Genomic DNA, 15,844 nt, shown 5'->3' with positions numbered 1-15,844 from the left:
ATAGTAAGCCTCACTCAATGTTTACGTGAGGCTTATTTCAAACAGATATGACGAGAAAAAAAATCCCCGCTCTTCGTAATGAAGAACGGGGATTTCTTTATTTGGGATTACTAAAAGTTCATTGATTAGAGAGAGAACTTGTAGCCTACAGTAATCTGAATTACGTTGTTGTAGTGATCAACGTTATCTGCAATCTTAGTTACACCGATGTTGTAACGAGCATCGAATACAATGCCCTGATACTCGTAAGAGAGACCTACTGGGATAGAGAGATCTACAGTCTTAGCATCGTCCATATCGTCCTTATTTACCAAGAAACCTGGCTGCAAACCTGCCTTGAGAGCAAGACCAGCTACTGGGTAGTAGTTCAAAGTGATAGGCACATTGATATAGCCTGGATTCCACTTATAGTCATTCTGGATAGTTCCGTCTACGATTGGAGTATCGATTTCAATATCCTTGCCCTTGAAGCCCTGTACAGAGTAGAGAGCGCCTACAGCAACACCAAAGTTGCTGGTAGCCTGATACTGCAATTCTGCACCGGCGGCGAAACCGGCTTTCCAGTCATTATCACCAATTGTTGAAACGTTCAAACCAACCTTAGGCTGAATAGTTGTTGTACCTGCAGCCTGCTGTGCGAAAGCACCTACTGAAGACAGCACCATAGCTGCCATAACGAATAATTTTTTCATAATCTCTAATATTTTAAATTAATAGTATAGGTTCTTCTCAAATTTTGGTACATTTATGTATCTAAGTTTGAGGAGACCTTTATCTGCAAAAGAGAAATCGATGCTCTTCCACCCATAATTCGCTTTGCGGTCTTTATCTTGTTGACCGAACCTTCAAGGATTCCATTGTTCAATTTGCTAGCAATAGAATTATTGATGGCGGAATAGTCCTTAATCAGTCCTTTGGCAAACTTTTCCATTTTCTCATTACCACATCCTATGACCATGTTAATCCATTTGTACAAGTTCATTTTGACCTCTCCGCTCAAAATGCCTTGAAATGTTGTTATATAATAGGCTAAATCGGTAACATGCAAGTCCTGCAGAAACAATCTGACAGTCTCCGTCTTGGTTTTCCAGTTGAAGTGAACTATTGAATTCCAAAGGTCATACTCTTCGTTCCTGATAGTTGCCTTTGCAAGAAATGCCTTGTAGGCATCATCGTATGCCTTCCAGTCTTCCTTCCATTTTCCTCTCAGTAGAAAAAGAAGTCTTTTCAGTATTTCTTTCTTCTCTGTAGAATGTAACCCCTTGGTAACCACAGAGTAATCCAATGACTTTTTACAGAGAATCCTATTTGTAATAGATTCTATGGCTTTGTAAGCCCTTAGTTGCGTTGGGTTGAGCAAGTCCTCATATTTGGTGTTCCTTAGCTTTCCCATCTTAAATCCATCAAACCCTGTTTTGTCATGGATTTCACTCAAAGTCAGTCCTTGCCTTGCATAAAGATCCATGAAAGTGTTCCATTCAGTCATTTTCTTGATTCTTCTTGCATCCTTGCACATCGATTCCAAGACTGCATATATGCTGTTATAAAGCCAACCTCTACTTATTTGTGGCTTAATGGGACCAACTAGACCTTGAGTCAGCAACTCCATTCTCTTATGCAAAAACTCCTGCAGAATCTTTGGAAAGACTGCGCTCGTCAAGTCTTCAATGACATGGAATTTGTCTGTGATAGCATGTGCTGATGGGGCTCCTTGCTTGATAGCCTTAATGAAGCATCGTCCCCTATCACGAGTGATAGTATTGACTTTCTTGTATTGTTTCAAGACATTTGCCACAATCGAAGAATCTCTAGAGTCTATCAGTTCCAAAATCTCGCCTGTGTCATGGTCTACGATAACACTGCCATAGGTATGTCTCTTTCTCTTGGCAAAGTCATCTATGCCTATATTCCTGGCAGTCCTGTCTGGAAGTCTTTGGATCTTTTTCAAATGATTTATGCAAGTATTTGGACAGCAAGTGATTCCCATCTTTCTCATGACCTTGGAGGTCGACACAGATGACATATGTATATGAAGCAGGTTCATCAACTCTATGCATCTTACACTGAATCTTGCATATTTGTTTAGCCACTTCGTCTGTTGCTCTACAAATATATGTTTATCAGACTGGCAGTAAAAACGGCGCATGTAAAGGGTGAGAACAAACCGTTTACACCCTAAAGGACACATCGTGACCGTTCTCTTTTGCCAGCCACGGGTATGAGTGGTTTTCTTGCCACAACGGTCGCAGAAGGCATGGGTAGCCGTACTCACGAGAACCATTTTGAGTTCCGTGGAAGAGAAGTCACAACTTGCGATAAAAAAGCCATCTATGGCAGGAAAAATGTCCATAAGAAGTTTTTCTCCGACCGTAGAAGCATTTATATCGGATTTTATTTGGTTGTTTCTTATCTTTTTTATAATTTTGCATCTGTTAGCGATTGTATCCATTGTAAGTCATATTTTATGATCACTTTAAACTTACATATTTTTGGAGACAATCGCTAATTTTTTATATTAAACTTTCTCAAAAATATTGCTCCTTCATATAAAATATGGGGCTTTGTACTAAAATTTGAGAAGAACCATAGTATATAATGCTCATATAGAGTATGATTGGTTATCAGTGTGTGTGCTGATTCCATCATTTTTACTAGGTGCAAAGGTATACTTTTTCTCTATTCGCTCCAAATATTTTAAGCTTTATTTTAAAATAAGCAGCCAAATATCACATATAAGTTTCTATTTCGTATGTTTTTAGCTATAATTATCCCAATATTCTTGCATCGTATCTTAAAATGTTGTATCTTTGCAAAGTAAGAAAGAAAGGAAAATAATTATGACTACATAATAAAACTCCCCCTATACTCTTCGAAGTGTAGGGGGAGTTTTATTTTATTCTTCATCTTCGTCCCAGTCTTCTTCGTCAAATCCGAACATGGCTGGATCTACGAAGGCGTCCAGGGCACGGCGTTCCTTCTTGGTTGGGCGACCTGTGCCTCGGGCTCTATCTACGAATCCGCTGATGCGACTCATCTCCAGAAGCTCATATTGCTTAGGGTCGGTTACGTTTTTATAGACACCATACAGCATCTTGGCGCCTACGCGCTGCTCTATGCAGTCGAGAACCTCGAAAGAGTAGGTGATAGGGGCTTTCTTTACGCTCACCACATCGCCACGCTTGATGATGAAGGAAGGCTTTCTGTTTACGCCTCCCACCATGACGCGGCCATTCTTACAGGCATCGGCAGCAATGCTGCGGGTCTTGTAAATGCGGGCAGCCCAGAGCCACTTGTCTATTCTTGCTGATTCCTTCATGATTATTTCTTTCCTAGCTTATTGTATTGGTTCATGGTGATGTCGATACCAGCCAATACGAAGCTCTTGATGATGTCTACACCCAGGTCGATGGCCGGCTGCAGCTGCTTCATGTCTTCCTCAGTATATTTGCCCAGCACCCAGTCTATCTGGCCGCCACGTGGATAATCGTTGCCGATGCCCATGCGCAGGCGGGCATAGTTCTGACCGATAAGCTGCTGGATATGTCCCAATCCGTTATGGCCGCCGTTGCTGCCGTTCGCCTTCAGTCGGAAAGCACCCAGAGGCAGGGCTAGCTCATCGCTGATAACCAGCAGTCGGCTCTGGTCAATCTTTTCCTGATTCAGCCAATATCTTACCGCATTACCGCTGAGGTTCATGAATGTGGTAGGTTTGAGCAGGAAAATCTTTCTTCCCTTGAGCGTAGTTTCGGCTACGAAGCCATATCGCTTATCCTCAAAATGAATATTGGACGCTTTAGCAAAAGCGTCCAATACCATAAATCCTGTGTTGTGCCTGGTGCCGGCGTATTCATCGCCAGGGTTACCAAGCCCACAAATCAAATATTTATCCAATGTTTGATAATGCTTTACTCAGGTTCGTAAAATCTCTAGATGACTCAGTGATTAAGCCTCTGCATCATCAGCAGCCTGAGCTGCGAGCTGAGCGTTACGTGTCATCTTGATAGAGCAAACTACAACAGCCTTGCTTGTAGCCAACTCGAGACCCTCGAATGAGAGGTCACCTACCTTGATGCTCTTACCGATCTTCAACTCAGTAACGTCGATATCGAGGTGCTCAGGAATAACCTGGTAAGGAGCTGTAACGTTGATCTTACGGATAGAGAGGTTCATACGACCACCATCACGTACACCCTGTGCAAGACCTGTCAACTTAACTGGAATACCGATAGTGATAGGCTTCTGGTCGTTAACCTCGTAGAAGTCAACGTGCAGAGGAGCGTCTGTTGTTGGGTGGAACTGGATCTCCTTCATGATAGCAGTGTGGCTCTCACCGTCGATGATGAGGTTGATAACGTATACATGAGGAGTGTAGATGATTTTACGCAACTCAGCGAATGGAACTGCGAATGACAAAGCCTCAGGAGCACCGTTCTCGCCCCTTTTCTCACCATAAAGGTTACATGGAATCAAACCTTCCTTACGCAATGTCTTAGAAGCTTTCTTGCCAAGGTCTGTGCGCTTCTGACCTGTTACATTAATCTCTTTCATTTTGTGTTACTCTAAATTAAGTTATTAATAAAAATGTGCCTTAACTCGCCATCACACGGATTAGCTTTGCTTAAAGCGGGTGCAAAATTACGAAAATTATTTGGAATGAGCAAACTTTTTGCCGAAAAACATGTTCTACATGCAGAAAAAATATTGAAAATACAATTTTTTGCTTAAATAAACTGAAATTTTTGCCCGTTTTCTTGTCTATTACCTATTTAATGTGTATTTTTGCAAGCGTATTAGGTAATTTAATAAATGAATCTTTTAAAAACATTAGAGAATGATTAATAGGGATTTGATAAGACGTAAGATTGTGCAGTTAACCTACGCATACTATCAAAACAGCGATCATAACATGGATAACGCTGAGAAGGAGCTGATGTTTAGTCTCTCCAAGTCATACGATTTGTACAACTACATGTTGCAGCTCATCGTTGCCATCACCCAGGAGGCACGCAAGCGCTACGATGTAGATGTAGCTCGTGCCAAGAGAGAGGGTGAGCAGGAACCTTCACCACGTTTCGCATTCAATAAGTTCGCTCTGCAGCTCGAAGAGAACAAGATGCTGCTCGAATGGATAGATGTAAAGCATTCCAACTGGGATGAGGATATCGAAATGGTGCGCAAACTGTATACTGCGATTACGTCTAGCGATCTCTATGCTGATTATATCAGCGGTGCTATTGATGAGGAACTCGCCGATCTCGACGAGTACAGCCGCGACCGCGAGGTATGGCGCCGCATCTACAAGCTGTTCATTCAGAATAATGAAGATCTTGATGCATTCCTTGAGGAGAAGAGCCTCTACTGGAATGATGACAAGGATATCATAGATACTTTCGTATTGAAGACTATCAAGCGTTTCAACCCGAATGCTAAGGCCAAGCAGGAATTGCTGCCAGAATACAAGGATGCTGAAGACAGAGAGTTTGCACGCAAGCTCTTCCGTGCTACCATCCTCAACTGCGATACCTACCAGCGCTATATGAGCGAGGCTTTGCGCAACTGGGATTTCTCACGTCTTGCCTATATGGATGTAATTATCATGCAGATTGCCATCGCTGAGGTTATGAACTTCCCTGGCATCCCGGCTACCGTCACTATCAACGAGTATGTAGAACTTGCCAAGGCATACAGCACTCCTCGAAGCGGCGGTTATGTTAACGGTATGATCGACAACATCTGCCGCGAGCTCATCAGCCGCAACCTCATCCAGAAGGAGATGCCTGAGCGCAAGCAGCACGCACAGCACGGCGAACATGCCGGCAAACAGCGCCCAGACAACCAGCACCCAGCCGGCCGTCGTCCGCGCATTCATCGCGCTCCGGGCGAGGGTGAGTAAATAACGGAGGCCTTTCTTGCTGGTCACACCTTTTTTATATGTAGAACATAAATAATAATAGATAATACTTTTAACGACATGACAAATTTAGTATTGCAAGCAGCTGCCGGTGGTAGCAGCATGAGTTTTCTCATCATGATGGTAGCTATCTTCGCTATCATGTGGTTCTTTATGATCCGTCCTCAGCAGAAGAAGCAGAAGGAAATCCGCAAGTTCCAGAATGCTTTGGCAGAGGGTACCAAGGTGGTTACAGGCGGCGGTGTTTACGGCACAGTTAAGCGTGTTAACCTCGAGGCTAATACCGTTGATGTTGAGATAGCTCGTGGCGTGGTAATCACTGTAGCTAAGGGCTACGTGTTTGCTGATGCAGCTAGTCAGACACCTAATGCGTAGTATCAAGAGCATATTAAAAGCTGTCAGAAACTTCCTGTTCAGTGGTCTGAATAAGGAGTTTCTGATTTTTTTGTTCTTTCTCGCTCTCAGCGGCATCTTCTGGCTGATGATGACGCTCAATGAGACTACAGAGAGAGAATTCAATATTCCTGTGCAGTTAACGGGCGTGCCCCGCAATGCGGTGATAACCGGCGAACTCACTGATACCGTGCATATTACGGTGCGCGATAAGGGATTCACACTCGTTACCTATGCTTACGGAGGCAAGATTCATCCGCTCACATTCCGGTTTGCCAATTATGCCGACGAAGAAACGGGAACGGGACAGATTCCGATGGCTGATGTGCAGAAACAGGTGGCATCCCAGCTCTATGGCTCTACCAAACTGCTCTCCATTAAGCCGGCAAAATTCGATTTCTTCTTCACCTACGGCTCTTCCAAGCGAGTGCCTGTGGTGTTCAGAGGTAAGATTACAACCAGCAAGAGCTATTATCTGGCGCATACCGAATTTCTGCCGTCTATGGTTACGGTTTATGCCAACAAGAAGCAGCTCGATGAGTTGCAATCGGTAGAAATCGAGCCGTTCAACATGCGCAACCTGCAGGATACCATTCATCGCAGCGTACCTATCAAGAAGATACGTGGCATGAAGATTGTGCCTCAGATGGTGCGTCTGGCGGTATATCCTGATGTGCTTACCGAAGAGTCGGTCGATGTGCCTGTTACGGCCATCAACATGCCTGATAACATGGTGCTCCGTACCTTTCCATCTAAAGTGGCGGTAAGATTCACCATCGGAGCCAGCCTCTTCAGAACCATCAAACCGAGCCAGTTTAAGGTGGTAGTAGATTATAACGATCTGGTTAACAACCCTTCTGACAAGTGCCAACTCCAGTTGCGCAGCGTGCCGCGCTCGGTGAGCAAGGCGCATCTCGAACTGGAAATGGTAGATTATCTGCTGGAACAGCAATGATGATTAGTAATTTATAATTTACAGTTAATAATTCATCGTGATGAAGATAGCGATAACGGGCGGTATAGGTAGCGGAAAGAGCTATGTGTGCCGGATATTAGAGAAACAGGGCATCAGGGTTTACGACTGTGATGATGAGGCTAAGCGGCTCATGCGCACCGATGCCCGCTTGCAGGCTGGCTTGAAGAAGCTGGTGGGCAATCAGGTTTACAGTGCAGAGGGCGTTTTGCAGAAGCCCGTGCTGGCTCAGTTTCTGCTGGCTGGCGAGGCTAACAAGCAGGCTGTCAACGATGTGGTTCATCCGGCTGTGGCGCGCGATTTCGAGCAGAGCAGCTATGAGTGGATGGAGAGTGCCATCCTTTTCGATAGCGGTTTCTACCGCCGTATCCACCTCGATTTCGTGGTCTGCGTAACGGCTCCCGTTCCGGTCCGCATCCAGCGCATCATGCAGCGCGACCATATCCCGGCTGAGAAGGCGCAGCAGTGGATAGATGCCGTCATGCCGCAGGAAGAGCTTGCAGCCCGCTCCGATTTCGAAATCGTGAACGATGGCGAGCAGGATATCGAAGCACAGGTAAGAAAATTATTGGATATCATTAATAATAAAGAATAATAGAAAAGACAATGGAAACAATCCTTTCAATTGCAGGCAAACCAGGCCTTTATAAATTGGTATCAAGAGGTAACAGAAACCTCATCGTAGAAACACTCGATGAGACTCACAAGCGTATTCCAGCTTTCGCTACCGACCGCGTAACAAGCCTTGGTGACATCGCTATGTATACAGACGCTGATGAGGTGCCACTCTGGGAAGTGCTCGACAGCGTAAGCAAGAAGGAAGAGGGCAAGCCTAGCACTTTCAACTACAAGAAGGCGCCTGTTGCTGAGCTCCACGCTTATTTTGCTGAGGTTCTTCCAAACTACGATCGCGACCGTGTTCACGACAGCGATATCAAGAAGCTCCTCCAGTGGTACAACATTCTTGCTAAGTACGGCATCACCGATTTCAAGGCTACTCTCGCTCCTACAGAGGGTGAGAACGTAGATGATCGTGCTGAGCAGGTTGCTGAGTAAATTCCGTCAGATTTTTTAGGCACGGATTTCACGGATTACACGGATTTTTTTCGAGATAATAACTCATTTCGAGCATGTCTCTATAAACCCGTGTAATCCGTGTAATCCGTGCCTGTTTTTTTCCTTCAGTCTATAAATCCGTGCCTGATTCTTATTTCTCAATCTTCTTCAGTTCCTTCTCAAATCTTCTGCGATACATTTCTCCCGCTATGGTCAGACCAAACGGGAAGGCAATCCAGATGCCCAGAATGCCCAAGCCGCAAGGGAAACCCAGGGTGTAGCCCAGCGGCAAGGAGATGACGAAATAGGCAATGAAGGCATAGAGCACCATCGGCTTCACACAGGCGATGCCACGCAGCGCATTGGCAAAGGTATACTGCAGTCCGTCGCCAAACTGATATATCATCAACAGGATAATCAGCGTAGCCACATACGCCTGCACCTCCACATTATCATTAAACCAGCCACCTATCTGATGGCGAAGCAGGAACACCGGCAAACCCATACACAGCGAGAACAGCAGGTTCAGCCGGAACCCGTCGTAGGCATTGCGGCGAACTGCCCCGTAGTCCTTCTGCCCCATAAAATGGCTCACGCGGATAGCCAGCGCAGCCGCCATGCCCGAAAGCACGAGATAGAAGAGCTGCGAGAGGGTAATCATCACCTGATGAGCCGCCAGCGGAATGGTTCCCAGCCAGCCCACCATCACACAACTCAGCGTGAAGGCAGCCGATTCCATGCCCAGCTGCAGCGCCACAGGCCAGCCCAACCGGTTCATCTCCCTGAAGTCAGCCTTGGTCAGAGAACTGTGCAGAATATCGCGTCTGTATTCCCCAAGATTCTTGCCCGTCATCAGCATGCACACCATCGCCAGCGCCATCAGAATGCGGCTCACCAGCGTCGAAATACCGGCTCCCAGCAAACCCAGTTCCGGGAAACCCGCCACACCGTAAATCAGTACCCAGTTGCCCAGGATATTGATTATGTTGCCGCCAATCATCGCCCACATCGCCACCTTGGTCTGTCCGAGTCCGTCGAGAAATTGCTTCATCGTGAAGAAGATGCCCATGAAGAGCACCGAGGCGAGGTTTACCAGAAAGTAAGGGCGGATGAGCGAGAGCAGCTCTTCAGGCTGTCCGATGCGCCCCAGATTCAGGTAGAGCACAACGAGGGCGAGGGTGAAGATGATGCCCGTCAGCATGTTGGCACAGAAGGCATTGCGCACTTTCTGTCCGATGCAGTCGGTCCGTTCCTCGCCGTAGAGCCGTCCGATGATAGGAGTGAGTCCGTAGGTGAATCCCATATAGGATACGAAAACGAGACCGAAGATATTGTTCACCAGTCCGGCAGCCGCCAGTTCGGGTGTACTGTGATGGCCTATCATCAGCGTATCAGCAAATCCCAGGATGATGGTACCCAGCTGTCCTATGATGATAGGAATGCCGATAGCCAGCAGTTCCCGGTAGTGATGTTTCTTGTTTGTTGTTATTGATGTCGTATGATTATTCATATTTGCTTTTAATTACTAATCTATTTCCTTTATTCTGCTTAAGAGCATGCAAAGTTACGGCTTTATTCACTAACTACCAAATTTTTCTCCCCTTTTTTTTGAGGACCAGCGATGGAATCGCTGGGAACGGGGCGCAAAGGGGCGCAAAGGGGCGCAAAGGGGCAGAAAGGGGCAGGAATAGGCAGGAAGAGGCTTTTCTCCCTCCTGTCCCCGTTCCCAGCGATTCCATCGCTGGTCCCCCTAAAAAAGGAAAAAAGAGCCTAGCTTACCCCCGCTAGGCTCTTTTTACTTTTTTACCTTTTTACCCTTTTACCTTTAAATGTATGAACTTCCTTCCTCTTTCTGTCCATACGAGGTAGGTGTGGGTGTAGGCGGTGCCCAGTTTCTCCTGTGCCCCATCGCAGTGAGGGTCGGGGAGGGTAGAGTAGCGGGTGCGGCTCTTCGCCAGGCCCATGTGGGCATAATCAGCATAGAGCAGATACTGGCCGCTCTGGTAGTACTGGATATGAAGGGCACAGAGCTGGCGGTTCAACTCCTGTGCCGTGATACTCAGCTCCTTCGCTATCTGCGTGGTGGTATAGCAGGAAACAGAGTTGAGCACATTGTCGGTGTAGAGCGCCTTCGGCAGAAGATGATCCACCTGATTCTCCAACTGGATGATGTTCTCACCGTTCTTGGCGATGCAAACCACCTGTTCGTCTACCACACCGTTCAGCCGACGAATCTCCGTATCCTGTTCTCCGATGAGTTTCTTCTGCTGATCAATCTGCACTTGCTGGTTTTTCAGCAGATTCTCCTTCTCCTTGAGTGTAGCTCTGAGAATCTCTTCAGCATGCCGAATCGTCTCCTCATCACTCTCGCCCTGCTTTACCGGAATATAACCGCCCGTCTTGCGAATCTGTGGCAGCACCTCGGAAGTAACCCAGTTTTTGAACTTCACCGCCGTTGGAAGCTTGGACCCGAGCACCAAAGCATAGAATCCGCTCTCGTTAACGAAAGTCATCTGACACCAGCGATTTGCTGCAGCTCCATCCTTCTTTTTGCCAGTCACTACCCATACGTCGTGTTTCACGACGCAAGGGTCATCAACATGTCGCTGGATGGCATCACGCTGGTTTTTATACCCCAGCACATCACAGACATCTTTCGCACAGAACAAGGGTTCTCCATCTTCATCGGTTAAGGTGCGAATCTTACCGAATTCAGGGTTTTCGAACACGACAGCATTACCCGCTGTCTTTTCATTCTTCATTTCTTCCTTTTTTGTATTTTCTTCTGTTTTCATGTTAACAATAGTTCGTTAATAATTCAATAATGTGCTAAGCAGCTATACGCTGTAAGCACGAGAGATCTTTGAAAATCTTGCTAATTAAAGTTCGGTTCGGGGTGTACCCGCTTGCTTTAAAAATTCGTTTCACCAGATAAATGTTGGTCATCAGTGACTTGAATGAAGACATAGAATATTTCATTCCCATCTCCTTCATAGTTACCTTGGCAACATTTAGTGATGTGAACGAAGCATTGAAAGCAAAATCGAGTTTCCACTTATCGCGAGCCTGGCAGTCCATAAGACCAGTATAGCCTTTGGCGTCACGAAAGCAAAATTCGATCTGGAACCTGGTTCTATAATAAAGAAGTACTTCTTCACCCGAAAGTGAGGTGTCTGTAGAGAAGAATAGTTTCTTCTTGCCATTCGGCATCTGCCAGATGACAAGTCTAACTTTACACCTGAGTGCCTTGGAATAGGCTATCAAAGTATAAGCTGTTCCTTCTATATCTTTCATCTCCATCTTCTCCATTCGAGTGAGGTCAAGATTCTTCATATCAATCTTGCCATCCTTGGTCTTTGGGCGACCACGTTTTCCAGTACGTGGACCAGCATAGACATAAAAGAGACAAGCATTGTCACGAAAGCGGCTTATCAAAGAGAACCCTTCTTTCTTTATCCCATTAACAAATGTACTTGTAGAGAAGTAAGCATCTGCAACTATGAGGGTTGAGAGTTTAAGAAGTTCCTTGCGGTAACGCTTAATGACGCTGATATAGAAATCTACCATAGTCTTGTTTCTAAGACTCAGTTCTTTATTACTTAGCGACTGGTGTGCTTTTAACATCATGCAGTCTTTGGCATCAATATCAATGAGGCCAATACCCATGATTTCGAGACCATGTTTAACAGACTGTGCACATCCCGACCAAAAACGACCGATATGTGGAGTCTTCTTGCCAGCTTTGCTGATGTAGCTGGGATCAATGGCAATAGCCCATCTTCCCTGTTTACCAAAGAAGCGCTTGGCAAGTGAGACATTAAGTTTGAGCCAGTCAATGCTTTTCGACTTTTTTAAGCCGAATGCGTTGCGATAGGTTTGCTCAACATGCGAGCCATACCTCCCCATTTGGGTGAAATTTATCTTTCTTGGTATTACCATGAACAAAATTATCACCTCGATGAGTATTTTCTCGAAACTTTTTGTTAACTTTGCAGCCGAATCTTCAACTGCATCTTTAAAGATATCCATATATTGGTCAAGTCCTGTATTCATATAATTTTGCGTTTGTCGTGATTTGCAAAGTTACTGAAAATCAGCGACTTGACCAACTTTTTATAGTTAAGTTTTCATAAGAATTTCTTAATATAAGTTATTGATTTACAGACGATTAAATATTAATTTAACGCAGTATTGTGTTAAAAATGGTATTAAAATTAAACACTAATCACTACTCACTACCCAATGGTAATCCAAATGCTCTCATCCCTGTCTCTCGCAGCGGTAATGGCATTGATGAGGCGGTGGAGCCAGATGCGGGAGTTCACAACCATGCCCTTCACACGGTTTTCACCCACCAGGATGCAGCCCTGCGTATCATCGGGATAATTGCCGGCATGGATGCGGATGCCCTTAAAATTGGGGACACCCAACAGCAGCGGCAACCACATCTTAAAACTCGGCGACTTGCTGATCACCAGCGGATAAGTGCCCTCAGGTATCGCCGTCTTGCCCTTCATCTTCTGCGCCTTCTTGCCCGATACACGCCCCAACCGCACATTCTCCTCGGCAGGACTTAGCTCCACACCCAGAAGGTTGCGCCAGCACGGCTCCAGCGTATCACAGAAATACGAGTCCGCATTCAGCTTCTCCTGGGGCACCTCGCACACCGTCTTCAGCCCCCTGCACTTGTTCACACTCTCAATCGTGCGCTTCTTCACATCCTCATCCTTCAGGATGTAAAGGCGACCTATCGTGTAGGTCTTCTTCTTCGCTATACGTTTTAAAACTATCTGCATAAGTAAAAATAAATTTAAGATTTAATAACCATACAGTCGTGGCGGTACTTAAGCTTCTCAAAACTGTCACAACTGTCACAACTGTCACGCTTGCCCGTATACTGATACGCCCGCCTGATGTAATTCCGGTGCAGCCACTGCCTGATCATCATATCGGTACCCTTCGCATCCAAACCATGCTCCAGCCGGATGGCAAGCAACTGCGCAGCCGTAAAGCTATCGGGCAGTATCTGTAAAAGATTCTGAGGCCCACGCTTCGAACTCCTCTGCGCCGTATAGTTCTCCTTCGCAATCATGTCGCCGAAGAACCGCATCTTGCAGTACAGGTCATACTGCTCGCTCCAGCGGATAAACTCGTCAATCTCCGGCTCCCACTTGCAACCATTGGCTACATACAGCACACACGCCTTCAGGTAAGCGATGACGTTGGCACGGAACGAGAGATTCTCAAACGTCCTGTCCTGCGACAGCCGGGCAAACTCAGCATTCTCATCCTTCAGTTTGAGGGCAAGCTGAAACGCCTCCTTACACTCAATCAGGCCCGTTACTTTGTTCAGATTTTCGATGTAAGGTCGTAGCGCCTCACGGTACGATTCATCATAAGTTCCGTAAACAGGCATATCTTCGCCGATTTCCCTTTCGGGGATGGTACAGAAGTTGATACGGCTGATAGGACCATCGGTAAGAACCTTAGAGAAGTAACGCTGACCCTTCTGGATGGTGGTAGATGCATTCCAGTTGAACCGGATGGTAACACGCTCCGTTACACTCATCGTTCCCACGCGAGTTTGTCCGTATTTATTACCTGGGTCTGCTGCCAGACACATGATGCGGAACTGCTGACTTCCGCTGCCCTTGAGCGCATCAAACTGGTCTAGCTCATTGAGCGAAGTATAGAGGAAATGTTCCTGCGCTTCGGCCGTTCTCATCACGAAAGCCGGGTTTGTCATATCCGCATCAATCTCCTGGATAATCAGGTTTTCAGGTCTCTTGCGCTTATCCTTGTTGGCACCCTTGCGCAGCATCTCATCCTTCCACGCCTTTTCGCGCTTCAGGTTTTCAGCATCCCTCAGCCTGATATCCTCCATAATGAAATCGATAGGCCTGTTCACGCTGCTCTTACCCGCTCCGGTACCCGCAAGCAGCAGCGTCATCAGTCTCGCCTCGTGCTCCACGTTGTCAATATACCGGAACCTCGTCTTCCAGAGATGCGTAGCCAGCGGTGGGAAGATAGCGTGCGCCACAGCCGGCTTATAAACTTCCGGCGTCCTCGATATCAGCAGCTCCACCAGCTTCGGCAGTTTCTTCGGCATCTCCGGCGGGTCAGGATAATCCTCCTCGGTACTTTGAACTTTGAGATTCGAACTTTGAACAATATAATTAGTCACAGCATTCGAATTATTCACTCTTCGTTCTTCACTCTTCACTTCATTCGCCTTCTGCTCTGCCAGCGCATTCACCCTCATCACTTCCCTCGACATCGGCTTCGTATTGTCAGCATATTTCGCATAGAAGTCATGAATCAGCTGATGGCAGTCGTTCTCCTGATAGTAGCTCGGCATTTTCACCCTCACCACCTTCATCAGTTCCTCTTCCTCCATCACCCTCGAAGCACCGGCGCTCATGATAGCGAGCAGCGAAGAGTGTCTCGACCCCACGGTATCAATCTCCATACCCCCGAGTCCGGCAGCCTGCGTAAAGAGGTCAAACGCAATCAGATTCTTCTCCCTGGCTCCCAGTCCGCCAGCATCCTGATTGCCTCCAGAATGCCCGATATGAGGAGCATCAGCACCATGGCTATTACCAGGTTGGGCAGGCTGAACAGCAGAGCCAGCAGAAACAGCAGTATTGCCGTCGTTGCCCGATAGTCTATTATTTTCATTATTCTTACCATTGTCATTAACTTTTAACTGTAAACTATTAACTTTCCCTCTTCCGTCCATGGTCAGTCCGCGGTCCAGATACGCCTGCCTTCGCATCAGAATCTCCTTCTCGCTCAGCACGGCGCACCACATTTTCGACCTGTAGATTTCCGAGTCCTTATCGGTGAGATAAATCATTCTCTCGGGTGTGATGCAGCTCTCGTCATACGGCACCCCCAGCGCCTCGCAATACGCCTTCTGCGTCTCCTCGATGGTCATTCCCACCGGCAGTCTGATACCGATGTGCAGCTTCTTCCGGGCACTGTAGCAGAGGTGCAGCAGCGAGCCGTTCCAGATGCTGTCAGAGCAGTTCAGCTCCCTTGCCTTCTCGATAGCCTTGTCTACATACTCCCTGTCATCCACGTCGATGATAGTCTGGAACATGAAGCTCTCGGGCTGTGCATTCTCCTGTCTGCGCACATTGTTCTTGAAAATGCCGTAGTGGGGACAGAAGAAAGGCAGTTCGCTCTTCAGCCTGTCCTGCGCCTTCTTCACCGCCTCTGCATCGTTGACATTCATCTTCGGGATAGGCAGTTCGCCCCTGATCTGCTGAATCATCTTCCTGATTTCCGGCGATGCAATCACCTTGTCATACACCGCCATACTGTTGGAAAACACCTTCCCCTTATTGCCCTTGCGATAAGGGTTCAGTGCTATTACATGTTGTGTTTCTGTCATGTTATTTCGTTAATAAAAGATTGGTTTGTGGGGTAATCCCCTCTTCCGTTTTCACCACTCTCAGCCGTCTGTAAGGAGGAGGACTGAACACATACGCTTTCACTTCCATCATTTT

The 15,844-nt window shown here is 46.6% G+C and carries 15 protein-coding genes; 5 read left to right on the top strand and 10 right to left on the bottom strand.

Annotated elements, in window-relative coordinates; translation table 11 throughout:
• Positions 1-125: 125 nt before the first annotated feature.
• The 5 genes from KUA48_RS04380 to KUA48_RS04360 form a co-directional block, all read right to left on the bottom strand.
• Positions 126-692: a porin family protein gene (locus KUA48_RS04380; protein WP_118254004.1), complete on the bottom strand. Its 567-nt coding sequence runs from the start codon at positions 690-692 to the stop codon at positions 126-128.
• Between the two features lie 53 nt (positions 693-745).
• A complete protein-coding gene (locus tag KUA48_RS04375; RefSeq protein WP_264949399.1) occupies positions 746-2,281 on the bottom strand; it encodes an ISL3 family transposase in 1,536 nt (511 codons plus the stop codon).
• A gap of 612 nt (positions 2,282-2,893) precedes the next feature.
• The gene (locus KUA48_RS04370; protein WP_118254006.1) at positions 2,894-3,316 is read right to left on the bottom strand and encodes an RNA-binding S4 domain-containing protein; all 423 of its coding nucleotides are present in this window, start codon (positions 3,314-3,316) and stop codon (positions 2,894-2,896) included.
• Between the two features lie 2 nt (positions 3,317-3,318).
• Complete coding sequence (gene pth, locus KUA48_RS04365; RefSeq protein WP_118254008.1) at positions 3,319-3,891, bottom strand: aminoacyl-tRNA hydrolase; 573 nt, start codon at positions 3,889-3,891, stop codon at positions 3,319-3,321.
• A 51-nt stretch (positions 3,892-3,942) separates the two neighbouring features.
• A complete protein-coding gene (locus tag KUA48_RS04360; protein ID WP_118254009.1) occupies positions 3,943-4,548 on the bottom strand; it encodes a 50S ribosomal protein L25/general stress protein Ctc in 606 nt (201 codons plus the stop codon).
• A gap of 283 nt (positions 4,549-4,831) precedes the next feature.
• Between KUA48_RS04360 and nusB the strand changes: the two genes are divergently transcribed.
• The 5 genes from nusB to KUA48_RS04335 all read left to right on the top strand — a co-directional run bounded on the left by nusB (position 4,832) and on the right by KUA48_RS04335 (position 8,333).
• The gene (gene nusB, locus KUA48_RS04355; RefSeq protein WP_218433762.1) at positions 4,832-5,893 is read left to right on the top strand and encodes a transcription antitermination factor NusB; all 1,062 of its coding nucleotides are present in this window, start codon (positions 4,832-4,834) and stop codon (positions 5,891-5,893) included.
• A gap of 78 nt (positions 5,894-5,971) precedes the next feature.
• A complete protein-coding gene (gene yajC / locus KUA48_RS04350) occupies positions 5,972-6,286 on the top strand; it encodes a preprotein translocase subunit YajC (protein WP_117587171.1) in 315 nt (104 codons plus the stop codon).
• Positions 6,279-7,259: a CdaR family protein gene (locus KUA48_RS04345; RefSeq protein ID WP_218433761.1), complete on the top strand. Its 981-nt coding sequence runs from the start codon at positions 6,279-6,281 to the stop codon at positions 7,257-7,259. The genes yajC and KUA48_RS04345 overlap by 8 nt, the downstream gene beginning before the upstream one ends.
• A 40-nt stretch (positions 7,260-7,299) precedes the next feature.
• Positions 7,300-7,872 (top strand): dephospho-CoA kinase, encoded by a 573-nt coding sequence (gene coaE, locus KUA48_RS04340; protein WP_218433760.1) that lies wholly within the window; start codon positions 7,300-7,302, stop codon positions 7,870-7,872.
• Between the two features lie 11 nt (positions 7,873-7,883).
• Positions 7,884-8,333 (top strand): DUF5606 domain-containing protein, encoded by a 450-nt coding sequence (locus KUA48_RS04335; protein ID WP_022121573.1) that lies wholly within the window; start codon positions 7,884-7,886, stop codon positions 8,331-8,333.
• Positions 8,334-8,484: 151 nt separating this feature from the next.
• Here KUA48_RS04335 and KUA48_RS04330 read toward each other — a convergent pair whose 3' ends face one another.
• From KUA48_RS04330 to KUA48_RS04310, 5 genes are all read right to left on the bottom strand, one after another.
• Positions 8,485-9,843 carry an MATE family efflux transporter gene (locus KUA48_RS04330; RefSeq protein ID WP_218433758.1) on the bottom strand — a complete coding sequence of 453 codons (1,359 nt, stop codon included), beginning with the start codon at positions 9,841-9,843 and terminating at the stop codon, positions 8,485-8,487.
• Between the two features lie 301 nt (positions 9,844-10,144).
• Entirely contained in the window at positions 10,145-11,095 is a 951-nt protein-coding gene (locus tag KUA48_RS04325; RefSeq protein ID WP_256624521.1) for a phage antirepressor KilAC domain-containing protein, read from the bottom strand.
• Positions 11,096-11,162: 67 nt separating this feature from the next.
• On the bottom strand, positions 11,163-12,386 hold the full coding sequence (locus KUA48_RS04320; RefSeq protein ID WP_264958551.1) for a transposase: 1,224 nt from the start codon (positions 12,384-12,386) through the stop codon (positions 11,163-11,165).
• Between the two features lie 182 nt (positions 12,387-12,568).
• Positions 12,569-13,129 carry a DUF5675 family protein gene (locus KUA48_RS04315; RefSeq protein WP_218433082.1) on the bottom strand — a complete coding sequence of 187 codons (561 nt, stop codon included), beginning with the start codon at positions 13,127-13,129 and terminating at the stop codon, positions 12,569-12,571.
• A gap of 14 nt (positions 13,130-13,143) precedes the next feature.
• Positions 13,144-15,729 (bottom strand): hypothetical protein, encoded by a 2,586-nt coding sequence (locus tag KUA48_RS04310; RefSeq protein ID WP_218433081.1) that lies wholly within the window; start codon positions 15,727-15,729, stop codon positions 13,144-13,146.
• Positions 15,730-15,844: the final 115 nt, after the last annotated feature.

The organism is Segatella copri, from assembly GCF_019249795.2.
Taxonomy (GTDB): Bacteria; Bacteroidota; Bacteroidia; order Bacteroidales; family Bacteroidaceae; genus Prevotella; species Prevotella copri_B.
This window is presented reverse-complemented; position numbering and strand designations above follow the sequence as displayed.

Coding starts and splice junctions, on each gene's coding strand:
- KUA48_RS04310 (WP_218433081.1), bottom strand. CDS start 15,729: ATGACAGAAACACAACATGTAATAGCACTGAACCCTTATCGCAAGGGC.
- KUA48_RS04360 (WP_118254009.1), bottom strand. CDS start 4,548: ATGAAAGAGATTAATGTAACAGGTCAGAAGCGCACAGACCTTGGCAAG.
- KUA48_RS04380 (WP_118254004.1), bottom strand. CDS start 692: ATGAAAAAATTATTCGTTATGGCAGCTATGGTGCTGTCTTCAGTAGGT.
- KUA48_RS04330 (WP_218433758.1), bottom strand. CDS start 9,843: ATGAATAATCATACGACATCAATAACAACAAACAAGAAACATCACTAC.
- KUA48_RS04345 (WP_218433761.1), top strand. CDS start 6,279: ATGCGTAGTATCAAGAGCATATTAAAAGCTGTCAGAAACTTCCTGTTC.
- KUA48_RS04335 (WP_022121573.1), top strand. CDS start 7,884: ATGGAAACAATCCTTTCAATTGCAGGCAAACCAGGCCTTTATAAATTG.
- nusB (WP_218433762.1), top strand. CDS start 4,832: ATGATTAATAGGGATTTGATAAGACGTAAGATTGTGCAGTTAACCTAC.
- yajC (WP_117587171.1), top strand. CDS start 5,972: ATGACAAATTTAGTATTGCAAGCAGCTGCCGGTGGTAGCAGCATGAGT.
- KUA48_RS04375 (WP_264949399.1), bottom strand. CDS start 2,281: ATGGTTCTCGTGAGTACGGCTACCCATGCCTTCTGCGACCGTTGTGGC.
- KUA48_RS04315 (WP_218433082.1), bottom strand. CDS start 13,129: ATGCAGATAGTTTTAAAACGTATAGCGAAGAAGAAGACCTACACGATA.
- KUA48_RS04325 (WP_256624521.1), bottom strand. CDS start 11,095: ATGAAGAATGAAAAGACAGCGGGTAATGCTGTCGTGTTCGAAAACCCT.
- coaE (WP_218433760.1), top strand. CDS start 7,300: ATGAAGATAGCGATAACGGGCGGTATAGGTAGCGGAAAGAGCTATGTG.
- KUA48_RS04370 (WP_118254006.1), bottom strand. CDS start 3,316: ATGAAGGAATCAGCAAGAATAGACAAGTGGCTCTGGGCTGCCCGCATT.
- KUA48_RS04320 (WP_264958551.1), bottom strand. CDS start 12,386: ATGAATACAGGACTTGACCAATATATGGATATCTTTAAAGATGCAGTT.